Annotated in this window: 12 protein-coding genes; 9 read left to right on the plus strand and 3 right to left on the minus strand. The window is 68.8% G+C overall.

The genetic code is table 11. The features are described 5' to 3' along the window. Entirely contained in the window at positions 1-795 is a 795-nt protein-coding gene (locus ACYVOK_RS13545) for an SGNH/GDSL hydrolase family protein (RefSeq protein ID WP_460662713.1), read from the minus strand. Positions 796-963: 168 nt separating this feature from the next. On the opposite strand from ACYVOK_RS13545, the gene ACYVOK_RS13550 reads away from it, so the two are divergent. Together ACYVOK_RS13550 and ACYVOK_RS13555 are read left to right on the plus strand one after the other, a co-directional pair. Next, complete coding sequence (locus ACYVOK_RS13550; protein ID WP_460662714.1) at positions 964-1425, plus strand: DUF4383 domain-containing protein; 462 nt, start codon at positions 964-966, stop codon at positions 1423-1425. A gap of 46 nt (positions 1426-1471) precedes the next feature. Continuing rightward, positions 1472-4432 carry a sacsin N-terminal ATP-binding-like domain-containing protein gene (locus ACYVOK_RS13555; RefSeq protein WP_460662715.1) on the plus strand — a complete coding sequence of 987 codons (2961 nt, stop codon included), beginning with the start codon at positions 1472-1474 and terminating at the stop codon, positions 4430-4432. Here the strand turns inward: ACYVOK_RS13555 and ACYVOK_RS13560 are convergent. Further along, the gene (locus ACYVOK_RS13560) at positions 4423-6213 is read right to left on the minus strand and encodes an AfsR/SARP family transcriptional regulator (RefSeq protein ID WP_460662716.1); all 1791 of its coding nucleotides are present in this window, start codon (positions 6211-6213) and stop codon (positions 4423-4425) included. The genes ACYVOK_RS13555 and ACYVOK_RS13560 overlap by 10 nt on opposite strands. A 41-nt stretch (positions 6214-6254) precedes the next feature. Beyond that, complete coding sequence (locus ACYVOK_RS13565; protein WP_460662717.1) at positions 6255-7070, minus strand: class I SAM-dependent methyltransferase; 816 nt, start codon at positions 7068-7070, stop codon at positions 6255-6257. Positions 7071-7364: 294 nt separating this feature from the next. On the opposite strand from ACYVOK_RS13565, the gene ACYVOK_RS13570 reads away from it, so the two are divergent. The 7 genes from ACYVOK_RS13570 to ACYVOK_RS13600 all read left to right on the plus strand — a co-directional run bounded on the left by ACYVOK_RS13570 (position 7365) and on the right by ACYVOK_RS13600 (position 15603). After that, entirely contained in the window at positions 7365-9203 is a 1839-nt protein-coding gene (locus tag ACYVOK_RS13570; RefSeq protein WP_460662718.1) for an ABC transporter substrate-binding protein, read from the plus strand. After that, positions 9200-10294 carry an ABC transporter permease gene (locus ACYVOK_RS13575; protein ID WP_460662719.1) on the plus strand — a complete coding sequence of 365 codons (1095 nt, stop codon included), beginning with the start codon at positions 9200-9202 and terminating at the stop codon, positions 10292-10294. The genes ACYVOK_RS13570 and ACYVOK_RS13575 overlap by 4 nt, the downstream gene beginning before the upstream one ends. A gap of 5 nt (positions 10295-10299) precedes the next feature. Continuing rightward, positions 10300-11175 carry an ABC transporter permease gene (locus ACYVOK_RS13580; RefSeq protein WP_460662720.1) on the plus strand — a complete coding sequence of 292 codons (876 nt, stop codon included), beginning with the start codon at positions 10300-10302 and terminating at the stop codon, positions 11173-11175. Next, positions 11168-11980, plus strand: coding sequence for an ABC transporter ATP-binding protein (locus ACYVOK_RS13585; RefSeq protein ID WP_460662721.1), 813 nt, complete (start codon positions 11168-11170; stop codon positions 11978-11980). Before ACYVOK_RS13580 ends, ACYVOK_RS13585 begins: the two co-directional genes overlap by 8 nt. Further along, positions 11977-12864 (plus strand): ABC transporter ATP-binding protein, encoded by an 888-nt coding sequence (locus ACYVOK_RS13590; RefSeq protein ID WP_460662722.1) that lies wholly within the window; start codon positions 11977-11979, stop codon positions 12862-12864. The genes ACYVOK_RS13585 and ACYVOK_RS13590 overlap by 4 nt, the downstream gene beginning before the upstream one ends. Before the next feature lie 157 nt (positions 12865-13021). Next, a complete protein-coding gene (locus tag ACYVOK_RS13595; RefSeq protein WP_460662723.1) occupies positions 13022-15223 on the plus strand; it encodes a hybrid sensor histidine kinase/response regulator in 2202 nt (733 codons plus the stop codon). Beyond that, the gene (locus ACYVOK_RS13600) at positions 15220-15603 is read left to right on the plus strand and encodes a response regulator (RefSeq protein WP_460662724.1); all 384 of its coding nucleotides are present in this window, start codon (positions 15220-15222) and stop codon (positions 15601-15603) included. The genes ACYVOK_RS13595 and ACYVOK_RS13600 overlap by 4 nt, the downstream gene beginning before the upstream one ends. The last annotated feature ends 80 nt before the right edge of the window (positions 15604-15683 follow it).

Below are 15683 nucleotides of genomic sequence, written 5' to 3' on the forward strand. Positions count from 1 at the left end.
CTACGTTTTCAGTGTGCGCACGATCAGGTCGGCGACGGCTCGCATCCCGGCCGCATTCGGGTGGTACGGCACGAACCCGCCGAGGCCGGGTGGGCGAAGGCTGAATCCGGTCGTCCAGGGCTCGGCCGACCCGATCCCGTGGTCCCGGCTCGCTGCCGAGGCCGCGATCAGGTCGACGCCGGTCGCGGCGGCCGCCTTGGCGAAGGCGGCGGCCAGACCGTCCGCCATCATGGCGATGCTGGGGAGTTGTTCCTCGTTCAGCGGTACGTCGAGACGCGGACGCGTACCCGGACCGACCAGGGTCAGGTAGTCGACCAGCAGGATGCGGGCGGACGGGGCCTGCTCCCGGGCCCGTTCGACGACCCGCACCAGTGAGTCCGTGACGGCCTGGTAGGCGGTGTCGTCCTTGAGGTAGCTGACCCGGGCGCGGATCCGGTTCGCGACGCGGCGGCCGAGCAGGGTCGCCGGTTTCGCGAGGGTGTTGAGCATGCTGCCGCGGTGGAACGTCCCGACGTACTCGAGATCGTTGCCTCCGGCAGTGATGGTGACCAGGGCGGTGCCGGGTCCGACGGCCTCGAGCTGTGGCGGGGCGGCGTCCTGCGGGGTGTCGAGGAGGTTCGCTGTGGTGGCGCCGGAGTACGTGACGTCGACCAGGTCGAGCCCGAGTTCGGCGGCGACCAGGTGCGGATAGTTGCCGCCCGACCTACCGGCCGGCCTGTCCACGATCGGTTCGATTCCTGGACCCGCGGCGAACGAACTGCCGAGGGCGACGTACCGGCTGCCGGGTGGGATCACCGGACCACGATAGCCGGGACCTGCCGGAGCCGGCCCCGGCCCGGCCGTGTCGAAATCGTTGCCTGATCCGCCGGGCCGGGCAGGTTTGCCCGGTTCCGCGGGGGTACCTGGCGGGCAGAGTTCACCGGGTTGGCCGGTGGACTGCAACGGCCGAAGGAGTTGGGCGAGATGGCCGACGTACACGCCGGGCGCATGACGGCGACCACGATCCAGAAGGCCGCGACGGCGGTGGCCGTCGTGTTCCTGCTGGTCGGTGTTCTCGGGTTCATCCCCGGTGTCACCACAGACTACGACACGATGACGTTCGGTGGTCATCAATCCGATGCCATGCTGCTGGGCATCTTCCAGGTTTCGATTCTGCACAACATCGTGCACCTGCTGTTCGGCCTCGCCGGGCTGGCGATGGCCCGGACGTTCTCGGCCGCGAGGGCCTTCCTGATCGGTGGCGGCGTCGTCTACGCCGTGCTCTGGCTCTACGGCCTGCTGATCGACCACGAGAGCTCGGCGAACTTCGTGCCGGTGAACAACGCCGACAACTGGCTGCACCTCGTGCTGGCCGTCGGCATGATCGCCCTGGGCCTGCTGCTGGGCCGGTCGGGGACGAAGGGGGCCACGGTCAGGACCGACTGAGGTATCGGCAAGCGTGCCGGGCCGCCGACCCGGCATACTTCGGGCCGTGACTGACGACGTGTTCGGGACGGCCGGGATTCGGGAACGGGTGCTGGCCGGGTGGGCCGCGGCGCCGGTGCGGTTCCGGGAGGACGCCAACGCCGAGGAGGATCTGGCGCTGGGCGGGTACGTCGACCGGGTCGTCGTCGAACTCGCCCAGAACGCGGCGGATGCGGCCGCCCGGGCCGGCGTACCCGGCCGGGTGCTGTTCTCGTACCGCGGAAACACGCTTGTGGTCGCCAACACCGGGACGCCGTTGTCCGCCGAGGGCGTCGAGTCGCTCGCGACACTGCGTGCGTCGGCCAAGCGGGACGAGGCAACCGTCGGCCGGTTCGGCGTCGGATTCTCCGCCGTCCTCGCGGTGACCGACGAGCCGGTGATCCTGTCCCGGACCGGTGGCGTGCGGTTCTCCAAGGCGGACACGGCGGCCGCGATCGCCGGGCTCGGGTCGGCCGGGCTCGACACCGAGGTACGCCGACGTGACGGCCAGGTTCCGGTGTTGCGACTGCCGTTCGAGGCCGAGGGGGAGCCGCCGGAAGGCTACGACACCGCCGTCATCCTGCCGCTGCGCGACGAGGCCGCGGCCGCTCTGGTACGGCGTCTGCTCGACCAGGCCGGGGACGCACTCCTGCTGGCGCTGCCCGGTCTCGAACGGATCGAGATCGAGACCCCCGATCGTCACCGCGTCCTGGACGACGTCCAATCGCGATGGCACGTCCACCGCGTGGCCGGCGTCTTCGACGAACCCGAACGAGAGCAGTTGCTGGCCGACCGGCCGACGGAGGAACGCGCCCGTCCGCACTGGTCCGTCCTCTGGGCCTTGCCCCGCGACGAGTCCGTCGAACTCCCCGGCGTCGTCCAGGCACCGACGCCGACCGACGAACCGCTCAGCCTCCCAGCGTTGCTGCTGGCAACATTCCCGCTGGATCCGAGCCGGCGGCACGTCGCGCAGGGGCCGCTGACCGATCGACTCGTCCGAGAAGCGGCAACGGCGTACGCCGACCTGCTGCGGCAGCGGGCCGAGGACGGGGACGACGTGCTGCACCTGGTGCCGACCGGCCTTGCCGCCGGCGCGCTGGACCGGGCCGTCCGGGACGAGATCGGGGCACTGCTGCCGAAGACGCCGATCCTTCGGACCGTCGACGACGGGACACTGATCAGGCCTCGGGACGCCGTCGTGGTCGAGGGCGCGGACGAGGCGTTCACCGCCGTACTCGCGCCGATCGTCTCCGGCCTGATCCGGTCGAGCCTGCAGTTCCGCACGGCTCTCGACACCCTCGAGGTCCGGCGACTCGAGCTCGCGGAGGTGGTCGACCAACTCGGTCCGGAGGAATCCCCGGGGTGGTGGCGGACTCTCTACGCCTCGCTCGCCGGGATGGTCACGGACGCGCTGCTGCGCGAATCGCTCGGCACCCTCCCCGTCCCGCTCGCCGACGGCCGGCTCGTCCGTGGCGTCCGCGGCGTCCTCCTGCCGGGGCCCGAGTTGCCCGTCGACGTGCTCAAGGAGTTCAGCGAGTACGGCGTGCGCGTCGTCCACCCCGACGCCGTCGACCCGGCCCTCGAACGTCTCGGTGCACTCCCGGCGACCCCACGGACGCTGCTCGAGGACAGCGCCGTACGAACCGCCGTCGAGCACTCGCTCGAGGCCGACGACCCGGACCGGATCGCCCACGCCGTCCTGAGCCTGGTGGCGGCCGACCCGGCGCAGGCCGAAGGCCTGTGGTGGCTCGCCGATCTCTCACTCCGCGACGACGAAGGCGACCTGGTCCCGGCCAACGCGCTCGTCGTCCCCGGATCCGTCGCCGAGTCGATCCTCGACGCGGACGAGGTCGCGCCGGTCGACCGCGCACTGCTCGATCGGTACGGTCTGCCGGCGCTGGAGGCGGTGGGCGTTCTCGCGACGCTCGGCGTCGTCACGGTGTCGGACGTCGCCCTCGACGAGTTGCCGGAGGCCCTCAGCGACCTCGACGGCATCGAGGACTGGGCGTACGACGTGGCGCCGGACGGATCCCGGTACGGCGCGACGGCCGGTGAACTGACCGCGATCCGGGACCTGGACTGGATCACCGACGACGCCTGGCCGCGGGTGCTCGAACTCTTCGGCTCGTCACCCGAACTGCGCCGCGCTCTGGTCACCCAGGTACGTGTGGTCGGGCCCGACGACCGCGCGCTCGGCGTTCCGTCGTACTCGGCCTGGTGGATCCGGGAACGTGTCGTGCTCGAGGACGGCGAACCACTCGCGGGCCGGGCCGATCCGGACGCCGACCCGGTGCTCGCGAGCTTCCTCGACGAGGCGCCGGCGTGGACGTCCCGGCTCGATCCGGAGGTGCGGACCGCGGTCGGCCTGGTCCGGGAGGTCGGCGATCTCGATGCCGACGGCATCGGTGTGCTGCTCGACCGGCTCGCCGAACCGGAACGCGAGGTCGACGAGGCTTCGATGCTGCGGTTGTGGCGGCAGCTCGGCACGTTGCCGCTCTTCCCGGGCGACGCGCCGGAGCAGGTCCGGGTGCTCGGCGGCGACGGCCTGACCCGGGTCGTCGATGCCCGCCGGGCGGTCGTGGTCGACGGCCCGATGTGGCTGCAGCGTACGGATCTGGGTGGTTTCGTCGTCGCGGCGGGGGCGGCCGCGGACGGGTTGAGCGACCTGTTCGACGTGCCGATGGCCCAGGAAGTTGCCGAGGGCAAAGTCGACGGCGACGGTACGGCGGCCGACGTACCGCCGATCGTGCGCGAACTGGTCCCGGAAGTGCCGGCGGTGTGGTGGGAGCACGAGGAGCTCACCGTGGATGGCGTCGAGGTGTCGTGGTGGGTGGACGACGAGGGCGCTCCGCACGCGGCGACGTTCGACGGCCTGGCCAAGGCGCTGGCGTGGGCGAGTGGCCGGTGGGACAAGCGGCACGTGATCCGCGCCGTACTGAACGAGCCGGATCGCAGCTCCGAACTCCTGGTCGACGCCGCCTACGACTGAGTCAGCTCGCGCAGTGCCGGGTTGTCGATGCCGGAACCGAGCGATCGCGCCGCCGCGGCGGCCCGCCGGTCGCCGAGCCGGCCGAGGTGAAGCTGGGCGTGCACCTGCAACTCCCGCAGTTCGCAGCGAGCCGCGACCGAGGAAAGGCTGGTCGCCAGCCGTTGGGCCCGTACGCCGTCGGACTGCTCGAGAGCCGTGCCGGCGGCGGTGTCGAGAACCTGCGCGTGCACCCACTGATACCGATCCGGTTCGCGACTCGCACGGGTCAGCGCCAGATCGAGCCACTCGGTCGCGCCCGGGTAGTCGCCTCGCCCCGCGTGCAGTAACGCCAGCCCACGGCCTGCCATCCCTTCCCAGCACGGGTCGTTCAGTTGGCAGCCCAACGCCCACGCCTGTTCGAAGCCTTCGGCCGAGTCGTCGAGCTTCCCGGCATACAGGTCGAGCTCCGCAGCGAGCGCCTGCGGCCATGGCAGGAAGGCGATCCAGCGTTCCTGCCGGACCAGATCGAGCGACTGGGCAAGGACCGTCGCGGCCTGGCTGTACTCCGATCGCAGCAGATGCGCCCTGCCGACCAGGGACAGCGACCAGGCCTGTTGCCGATGATCGCCACAGCGCGCGGCGAGGTCGGCCGATTCACCCAGTTGCTCGAACGCCGCCGGGTAGTCGGCCCGGTCCGAGGAGTTCATCCCGCGTACGCCGAGGATCGCAGCACACTCCTCGTCGGTCTCGGCGAGCGACTGGGCCTTGGTCAGCCACTCGTCCCCGGTCCGGCGCCGGCCGGCCTGCACCTCGATGAATCCGAGTTCGCGCATCGCCAGCACCGAGGTCGCCCGCTCACCGGCTTCCTCGGCGACCGTCAAGGCCTTGTGCAGAACGATCGCGCCTTCCTCGTCGTGGCCGCGGATGGCGTGCACGAGCGCACCACCGAGAGCCGCGAGCGCCCTTGCCTCGAGAGTCTTGTCGTGACACTGCACCGCCAGTGCCACGGCCTGGCGCAGACACTGCAGACCGGCGTCGGCGGCACCTGCCACGATCGCCGCGCGGCCGGCCTGAAGCTGACTGACCGCCGCGGCCCTGCCGCGCAACGGCGGACCCGTCTGCGCGCCGACCTCGGCGGCTTCGCGCAGCGAGGCCGAAACGCCGATGCCGAGCTCGCGCCGGAACAGGTCCTCGCAGCTCGCGATCTGCGCAAGCGCGCCGACCCGGTCACCCGACGTGGCCAGGCTACGGATCAGCAGCTCGTGGTTGCCCTGCTCGAACGGATTGACCTCGACAGCCTTTGCGGCAAAGGGAATCGCCGCACGTGCCTGCGCGGCCGCGAGGAGCGCGATGGCGTTCTGCCGGAGCCGCGCCTCGATCGCGCCGGCGACCCGCCGCCGTTCCACCAGCAACCACGAGTCGAACTCCGGACAGGACTCGAGCTCCACACCTTCCAGCAGCTCCCCGCCGTACGTGAGCAGCAACTCCGGCGCCGTCGACGGTTCGCTCAGCGTCAGGACGTCCACAGTCGTGGAGCTGCCGAGCGCGGTCACCACCGGATCACCGGTCAGCAGCTCCGGTACGCCGATCGCACGCCGGAGCTCGGCCAACGTCCAGCGCAACGCACCGAGCGGATCCTCGGCGTCGGCGAAGAACATCTCGGCGAGACGGCGCCGGCTGGGCGGCCGCTCGGCCAGCAACAGATAGCCGAGCAGCGCCCACGCCTTGCGTCCACGCGGCTGGCGACCCGGCTTCCCGCCGTACTCGATCACCGGCCGCCCCAGTAGCCGAATCTCCGCCATCGTTCCCCCTCCACTGGAGCCCCCGGCACCAGTGTGGACCCTCAGCGGCGGATTCCCACCGCTTCCAGGTATTCCGCGCGAGCGGCGACCGTGCCGTCGTCGGCGGAGTCGAAGGGACGCGGTACGTCGGCCAACTCGCGGGCGAACTGGTTGAGGTCCTCGCCGTCCAGCGTCCCGGCCAGGCGGGTGATCGGCCCGTAGAAGTCCCGGAACCACTCCGAGAAGTGCTCCGGCGAGTGGTAGCGGAACACGTACTCGCGCCGGTTGAGCGCGACCCACTCGACCCGGTCCCCGAACAGCTCGAACAGGTGATCCTCGGTGCCCCACAGCGTCGGCGGTCGCACTCCGGCCGGCGGCGGTGCCCACTTCGACACCGTCTTGAACAGCTGGCCGACCATGCCGGCCGGTGTCCACGACGCGAGCGCGATCTTTCCGCCCGGTGCGGTCACCCGGACCAGTTCGTCCGCGGCCTGCTGGTGGTTCGGCGCGAACATCACCCCGACGGTGCTGCACACCAGGTCGAACGCGGTGTCCGGAACCGGCAACTTCTCCGCGTCCCCCTCGATGAACGTCACCGGCAGGTGTTCCGCGGCGGCGCGCTCGCGGCCCTGCTCCAGCAGGTTGGCGGCGTAGTCGACGCCGGTCGCCTCGGCGAACCGCCGGGCCGCCGCCAGCGCGGCGTTGCCCTGACCGCACGCGACGTCGAGCACCCGTTGCCCGGCCCGTACGTCGGCGGCCTCGACCAGGAGTTCGGCGATGATCTGCAGCGTGTTCCCCACCCGCGGGTAGTCACCGGTCTCCCATCCGGCCCGCTGCTTGTCCTTGATCGCCTCGTAGTCCACGGCCGTGTTCGTCATGTGTCTCCCCCTATTTCCGCGACCGCCTCGGTGCGGCCGTCGTACCTCGATGGAAGACGACCGCCGTGTGACGCGGCGTGTGACGAGGCGCGGTGCGCCCCGCCTGAGTCTTGTTACGCAGAGCGAGCCAACGTTGTCAGAGGTTGGTATATCGACTGACCTGCACGTTCGGCGTGATTGTTCCAACGTGGCAATGAACTCTTGCCAACGTTGTCAACGCTACTTATAGTCCGTGGCACCTCTCGGTCGGTGATCGCCCTGTCCGCGCAACGTAAAACGGAGGTGACTTTCGTCATGAACGAAGCGCCGCGCCCCCAGTACGAAGACGTCGCTGATGTGGTCCGCTACCAGCTGAGCCGGCGGAGCCTGGTCGGGGGAGGCGCGGCTGCCGCGCTGACCGGCCTGCTCGCCGCCTGCTCCGGCTCCGGCGGCTCGTATTCCGACAAACCCGCCAACAACAAGCCCGCCGCGACCAAGTCGGTCCAGATCGGCAAGGCCAACATCCCGGTGCCCCGGGACCAGACCGTCATCGTCGGCCAGGTCGAGTACACGGTGTTCGACAGCTTCAACGGGATGATCCCGAACGGTTCGCCGGGCGGCGCCGGGGTGGAGCTGGCCACCGAGCCGCTGTTCTTCCTCAGCTTCGCGACCGGCGAGCTGACGCCGTGGCTGGCGACGGAGTACAAGTACAACGACAGCCACACCGAGCTGACCCTGAAGTTCGATCCGAAGGCGCACTGGAACGACGGCCACCCGCTGACCGCGAACGATTTCAGGTTCACCGTCATGCGGCTGAAGGACCGGCCCGACCTGTTCGGCGGCGGCGGCGAGCTGAAGGAGTTCGTCAAGGATGTCGAGGTTCCGGACCCGCAGACCGCGGTGGTCAAGCTGCTCAAGCCGACGCCGCGACTGCACTACAACTTCATCGCCGCGATCTCCGGCGCGCCGATCAACGTCCAGCCCGAGCACATCTGGAAGTCGCAGGACCCGACGAAGTACAAGGACAACCCGCCGGTCCGGTCCGGCCCGTACAAGCTGAAGCAGGCGATCCGGAACCAGAAGATGTTCGTCTGGGAGAAGGACCCGAACTACTGGAACAAGGACAAGCTCGACGTCAAGCCGCAGTACGTCGTCTTCCAGAGCACGTCCAAGCAGGCCGACCAGGCCTCGCTGTCGTTCGAGCGAGCCGAGTTCGACGTCGGGTCGATCGACGAGCAGCACGCCAAGCAGCTGCGCAACAACGGCTATCCGGCCCTGCAGACCACCCAGTTCCACGACCCGAACCCGCGGGTGCTGTGGCTGAACTGCGACCCGAGCCGCGGGGTGATCGCCGAGCCGAAGATGCGCTGGGCGATCAACTACTGCCTGGACCGGGAGAAGGTCGGCAAGTCGGTGTGGCAGGTCGAGGTACCGCCGGCGATGTATCCGTGGGCCGACTACCCGACCAACGACAAGTGGAAGAACGACGACCTGGCGAACAAGTACAAGTTCGAGTACAACCTGGACAAGGCGACCCAGTTGCTCGACGAGATCGCCCCGAAGAACGCGGCCGGCAAGCGCACCTACAAGGGCAAGGAGATCGTCCTCGAGATCATCACGCCGGCTCAGGTCGACAAGGACGAGTACGCGATCGCCAACGTGCTGAAGACCGACCTTGCCAAGGTCGGGGTGCCGGCCACGCTGCGCAGCCTGTCCGGCAGCGTGCACGACGAGAAGTTCCAGCGCGGTGAGTACGACATCGACTCCAGCTGGGCCGGGTTCGCCATCGACCCGGCGCAGCTGTACACCGACTGGGAGAGCAGCAAGGCGCAACCGGTCGGCAAGAACGCCGCCGGCAAGAACAAGATGCGGTTCCGGGACCCGCAGTTCGACGAGATCTCCCGGAAGCTGGCCGGGATGGACCCGAACAGCGAGGAGGCGAAACCGCTGCTCGACCAGGCGCTGGAGATCTACCTCCAGAAGCTGCCGCTGCTGCCGGTGATCCAGACCGGGTACCCGCAGTTCTTCAACACCACGTTCTGGACCGACTGGCCGACCGACGACAACCTCTACGAGGTGCCGCTGAACTGGTGGCCGCATTTCATCTTCGTGCTCGCCAAGATCAAGGCCACCGGGCAGAAAGGGCCGGCGTGACGGCGGAGGCCCCGCCGGTGGTAGCTGTCGACAAGAGGCAGGACTCCGCACCCAGCTCCGGGCTGCGGGCCTGGCTGTCACGGCATCCGCTGGCGGCGTACGCGATCCGCCGCTTCGGGTTGTACCTGGTCGAGCTGTGGGGCGCGCTCACCATCGCGTTCTTCTTCTTCCGGCTGATTCCGGGTGACCCGATCCAGACGCTGATCCAGACCCTGCAGCAGAACTACCTCTACAACCAGCAGGCGAGTGCCGAGATCATCGCGCGGTACCAGCACGAGTTCGGGCTCAACGGCAACCTGTTCTCCCAGTACGTCAAGTACATGGAGAAGCTGGTCCTGCACGGTGACATGGGGCCGTCGCTGATCAACTACCCGACGCCGGCGCAGACCGTCATCCTCAGGTCGTTGCCCTGGACAATCGGTCTGCTCGGCATCTCCGCGGTGCTGTCCTGGATCCTCGGCGTGGTGATCGGGGCGATCGCGGGCTGGCGGCGTGGCAAGCTGGGATCGCGGATCGCGACGAACCTGTCGATCGCGCTGTCGCACGTGCCGTACTTCTTCGTCGCGCTGATCCTGGTGTACATCTTCGCGTACTCACTCGGGATGCTGCCGGCCAGATCGGCGTACGACTCCAACCTCAGTCCGGGGCTCACGCCGCAGTTCATCGGCAGCGTACTCAAGTACGGCTTGCTGCCAGGGCTGTCGATCGTCCTGATCGGGACGTTCAGCTGGATCCTGTCCACCCGGATGCTGATGATTCCGGTGCTCGGCGAGGACTACCTGGTGTACGCCGAGGCCAAGGGACTGAAGGGCTCGCGGATCCTGACCCGGTACGCGCTGCGGAACTGCTACCTGCCGCAGGTCACCGCGTTCGGCATCTCGCTCGGGTTCATCTTCAACGGCAACGTGCTGGTCGAGCAGTTGTTCAACTACCCGGGTCTCGGGACGACGCTGGTCACCGCGATCCAGCAGCTCGACTTCAACACGATCCTTGGAGTGACCAACATAGCGATCTTCTCGGTGCTGACCGCCGTCCTGCTGCTCGACCTCCTGCTCCCGTTGCTTGACCCGCGGGTCAAGTACTGGAAGTGATCGCGATGAGACTCATGAAGGCGGTCATGCGGACGATCCGGCACAGCCGCCGGCTCGCGACCGGACTGATCATCCTCGGACTGCTGGTGCTGCTCGCACTGTGCAGCCCACTGATCGCGAAGGCGGTCGGTGGCGGCAAGGATCCGATGGAGGTCGCGGCGTACGAGAGGTGGCTCGTGCCGGGACCAGGGCATCTGCTGGGGACCGACCAGTTCGGCCGCGACGTGTTCGCGATGGTGGTCAAGGCCCTGTCGGTGTCACTCCAGATCGGCGCGATCGCGGGCGTCATCTCGACCGTCGTCGGGGTGGTCGTCGCGTTCGTCGCCGGGTACAAGGGCGGCTGGATCGACGGGGTCCTGAACACGTTCACCGGGATCCTGCTGGTGATCCCGACGTTCCCGCTGCTGATCGCGCTGTCGGCGTACGCGAAGAACGTCAGCCTGTTCCAGGTCGGCGTGATGGTGTCGATCTTCTCCTGGCCGTTCGCGGCCAAGACGATCCGGTCCCAGGTGCTCAGCCTGCGGTCCCGCCCGTACGTCGATCTGGCCCGGGTGACGAAGGCCCGTGACCTGGAGATCATCGGCACCGAGTTGCTGCCGAACCTGCTGCCGTTCATCGGCGTCGGATTCGCGTCGTCGGCGCTCGGTGCGATCTTCGGACTGGTCGGCCTCGAGGTGATCGGGCTCGGGCCGGGCGGGGTGATCGACCTCGGTCACATCATCTTCAACGCGATCAACACCGGTGCGCTGACGCTGGGCGCCTGGCCGATGTTCGTCGTACCGATCGTGTTGCTGACGTTGCTGTTCGCGGCGCTGAACATGATCAACATCGGGTTGGAAGAGGTCTACAACCCGCGGCTGAGAGGAGTGGCCGGTGAATGAATCGGTGCTGGAGGTCAAGGGCCTCGAGGTCACGTACTCCACGAGCCGCGGCGACGTGAAGGCCGTCCGCGACCTGAACCTCGCCGTCCGCCGGGGCGAGATCCTCGGTATCGCGGGGGAGTCCGGCAGCGGGAAGAGTACGCTCGCGGTCGCCCTGCTGCGGCTGCTGAAACCGCCGGGCAAGGTGACGGCCGGGTCGGTGATGTTCCACCCGGCCAAGCGTTCGCCGGTGGATCTGCTGAAGGTCGACGGGGAGGAGTTGCGCGTACTGCGCTGGAGCACGCTGTCGTATCTGCCGCAGGGCTCCATGAACTCGCTCAACCCGGTGATGCGGGTGCAGGACCAGTTCAAGGACGTGATCCTGGAGCACGCGCCGGCGCGGAAGGACTCGTTGCCCGAGCTGATCCCCAGGTTGCTGGGGCAGGTCGGGCTGGAGCCGCGGGTGGCGCGGATGTACCCGCACGAGCTGTCCGGCGGGATGAAACAGCGGGTGCTGATGGCGATCGCGGTCGCCCTCGAACCCGACCTGGTGATCGCCGACGAGCCGACCACCGCGCTGGACGTGACCATCCAGCGGGTGATCCTGCAGTCGCTGGCCGATCTGCGCACCGACTTCGGCGTGACGCTGGTGGTGATCTCCCACGACATGGGGGTGCACGCGCAACTGGCCGACCGGGTCGCGGTGATGTACGAAGGCCGGCTGGTCGAGGTCGGCGACGTACGGCAGGTGTTCAAGGATCCGCGGGATCCCTACACCCGCCAACTGATCGAGTCGATCCCACGGCTGGGACGGAGGGCCTCGTGAAGTCCGAACTCGAACTTCGTGGCGTACAGCAACGGTTCCACGCCCGTGGGGTGGCCGGCGGCTACATCACCGCCGTCGACGACGTGAGTTTCACGCTCGCGGCCGAACCGCCGCAGGTGGTCAGCCTGGTCGGCCAGAGCGGCAGCGGCAAGAGCACGATCGCCCGCCAGGTGCTCGGCCTGCAGAAGCCGACCGCGGGGTCGGTGCTGTACGGCGGCAAGGACATCTTCAAGCTGAGCAGAGCCGAGTACGACCAGTACCGGCGTGACGTGCAGCCGGTGTTCCAGGACCCGTACGCGATCTTCAACCCGTTCTACCGGGTCGATCGGGTGCTCTGGAAGGCGGTGAAGAAGTTCGGCCTGACGACCAGCCGGTCGAAGGGGCTGGAGCTGATCGAGGAGTCGCTGCGAGCGGTCCGGCTCGAGCCGGAGAACGTGCTCGGCCGGTACCCGCACCAACTGTCCGGTGGCCAGCGGCAACGCATCATGCTGGCCCGGGTGCACATGCTCAGGCCGTCGTTCATCATCGCCGACGAACCGGTGTCGATGCTGGACGCCCAGGTGCGCAAGCACTTCCTTGACATCCTGCTCGACTTCCAGCGCGAGCACGGCATGACCACGCTCTTCATCACCCACGACCTGTCCACGGTCTACTACCTGGGCGGCGAGGTCATGGTGATCACCAAGGGCCAGATCGTCGAACGCGGCCCGGTCTCCACGGTGATGCACAACCCGTCCCACCCGTACACCCAGCTGCTGCTCGACTCCATCCCCCAACCGGATCCCGATGCCCGCTGGACCACCCGCATCCGCGTCGACGAACTCGACGAGGAGGAGAAGGCCGACGTGCCGGCGGCCACCGCGCCGGAGACGCCGATCATCTGATCCGGTCACCCAGCGCGGATGACGTGGTCGCTGTGGGCAGTCACCCCAGGGGTGATTGCCCACAGCGGCGAACGGCGGGAGACTGGACTGGCGCGGCCTGGGGGTGGGGGAGGCTGCGATGGGCGGGCGGGCGCTCGCTGGGGGCGCCGGATCAGAGGTGGAGCACCAACGGCTCCAGGGACAGCTCGCGGCGTTGTCCGACCAGTTCGCCGCGGCCAACGAGGTCCTCTCCGCGGTCGGCCGCTCGGCCGGTGACCCGGACAAGGTGCTCACGACGATCGTCGAGAGCGCGCGCCGGCTCTGCCGGTCGCAGGCCGCACACATCTATCTCCTCGAGGGCTCGCACTTCCACCTGAGCAAGGCAGTGGGGTTGTCCGAGGAGACCCTTCGCTACGCGATCGATCACCCGGCACCGCTCGATCGCGACACCTTGATCGGCAGGGTCGGGCTGGACCACACCACCCAGCAGATTCCCGACGTACTCGCCGATCCGGACTACGGACGCCGGGAACTGCAGCGGGTCGCGGGATTCCGGACCACCATGGGCGCACCGATGCTGATCGACGATGCGGTGGTCGGGGCGCTCGTGGTGTGGCGCAACGAGGTCGATCCGTTCGGGCAGTTGGAGCAGAACCTCGTCACCGCGTTCGCGGGTCAGGCGGCGATGGCGGTCAACAGCGTGAAGCTGGTCCAGCAGCTGGAGGCGCGCGGCGCCGAGCTGACCCGGCGGGTCAGTGAACTGGAGGCGCTGCGCGAGGTCGGCGAGGCGGTCAACTCCAGCCTCGACGTCACCCAGGTGCTGGCGACGATCGCCAAGCACGCGGTCCGGCTCTCGGCGACCGACGGCGGCTCGATCATGGAGTACGACGACGAGACGCAGTGCTTCCTGGTCCGTAGCGTCTACCAGACCGCCCCGACCGTGATCGAGCGGCTGCGGGAGACCCGCATCCACTTGGACGAGACGCTCGTCGGCCGGGCGGCCAAGCTCGGCCGGCCGCTGGCGGTGCCCGATCTCGACGCGGTCGAGCGCGATCCGCATCTGTCCGTGCTGCACGACGGGGGCTGGCGGTCGCTGGTCGCCGTACCGCTGCTGCGGGAAGGACAGATCCTCGGCTCGCTGGTCGTCCGCCGCAAGCGGCCGGGCGAGTTCTCGGCCGAGACGCTGGCGTTGCTGGAGATGTTCGCCGACCAGTCCGCGCTTGCGCTGCTGAACGCCCAGCTGTTCCGGGAGCTGAAGCAGCGCAGTGCCGAACTCGAGGTAGCGAGCCGGCACAAGTCCGAGTTCCTGGCCAGCATGTCGCACGAGCTGCGCACGCCGCTGAACGCCGTACTCGGGTTCTCCGAAGTCCTGCTGGAGCGGATGTTCGGGGACCTGAACGAGCGGCAGGAGGAGTACCTGCGCGACATCCACGGCTCGGGCCGGCACCTGCTCGAACTGCTCAACGAGATCCTTGATCTGTCCAAGGTCGAGGCCGGCCGGATGGAGCTGGAGTACTCCACCTTCCCGCTGCGCCGGCCGCTGGAGAACACCGTCGCGATGCTGCGCGAACGGGCCACCGCGCACAACATCGACCTGCGGGTCGAGATCGACCCGGCGGTGGACCAGGTGTACGCCGACGAGCTGCGGCTGAAGCAGGTCGTGCTGAACCTGATGACGAACGCGGTCAAGTTCACCGGCGACGGCGGATCGGTGGTGGTCCGGGCGACCCGGGCCGGTGCCGAGGTGCACATCGCGGTCACCGACACCGGCCGCGGTGTTCCGGCGGAGGACCGCGAGCGGATCTTCGAGTCGTTCCAGCAGGGCGGCCGGGGGCCGTCCCAGGAGGAGGGCACCGGGCTCGGGCTGACGTTGTCGCGCCGGATCGTGGAGTTGCTCGGCGGCCGGATGTGGCTGGAGAGCGAGGTCGGCGTCGGCAGCACGTTCGGATTCTCCTTGCGGAGCAGGGAGGACGACGAGCGGCCGGACGCGGCCCGGCCGGTCGGTGACGTGGTCGTCATCGAGGACGACCGGCTGTCGCTCGACCTGATCACGGCGTACCTGTCCGGGGCGGCGCTGCGGGTCACGGTGGCCGGTGACGGTCAGTCCGGGCTGGACGCCGTACGCCGGGTCCGGCCGGTCGCCGTGGTCCTGGACATCAGGCTGCCGGGAATCGACGGATGGGCGGTCCTGCAGGCGCTCAAGGCCGAACCCAGCACCCGGGACATCCCGGTCGTCATCGTGTCGATCGTCGACGAACAGGCCCGCGGCGCCGCGCTCGGTGCCGCCGCCTACCTGGTCAAACCGGTCAGCCGGGACGCCTTGCTCCGCGCCCTGCGAGCGGTCGGAGCCGTAGGGGACGACAAGGGGGAGAATCGATGAACCCAGGGCGGATCCTGGTGGTGGAGGACAATCCGAAGAACCTCAAGCTGGTGCGGGACGTGCTCCGGTTCTCCGGTTACGAGGTGATCGAGGCGACCTCGGGTGAGGACGGCGTCCGGCTGGCGGCCTCGGAGGAACCCGACCTGATCCTGATGGACCTGCAACTGCCCGGGATCGACGGTGCCGAGGCGTTGCGCCGGATCCGGGCGAGTGAGCGGACCCGCGACGTACCGGTGGTGGCGGTGACGGCATTCGCGATGGACGACGACCGTGAGCGTGCCTTCGAGTCCGGTTTCACCGGGTACGTCGAGAAGCCGATCAGCGTCCGCCGCCTACCGCAACAGGTAGGAGACTTCCTCCGACTCGGAGGCACCTCATGACTGTGTTGATGCCACGCCTCCGGCGCGGCGGGTCATGGGGCTGTGGCTCCCGGCCTTCCCTCGTCGCTCCGCTCCTCAGT

This window comes from Kribbella swartbergensis (assembly GCF_054784135.1).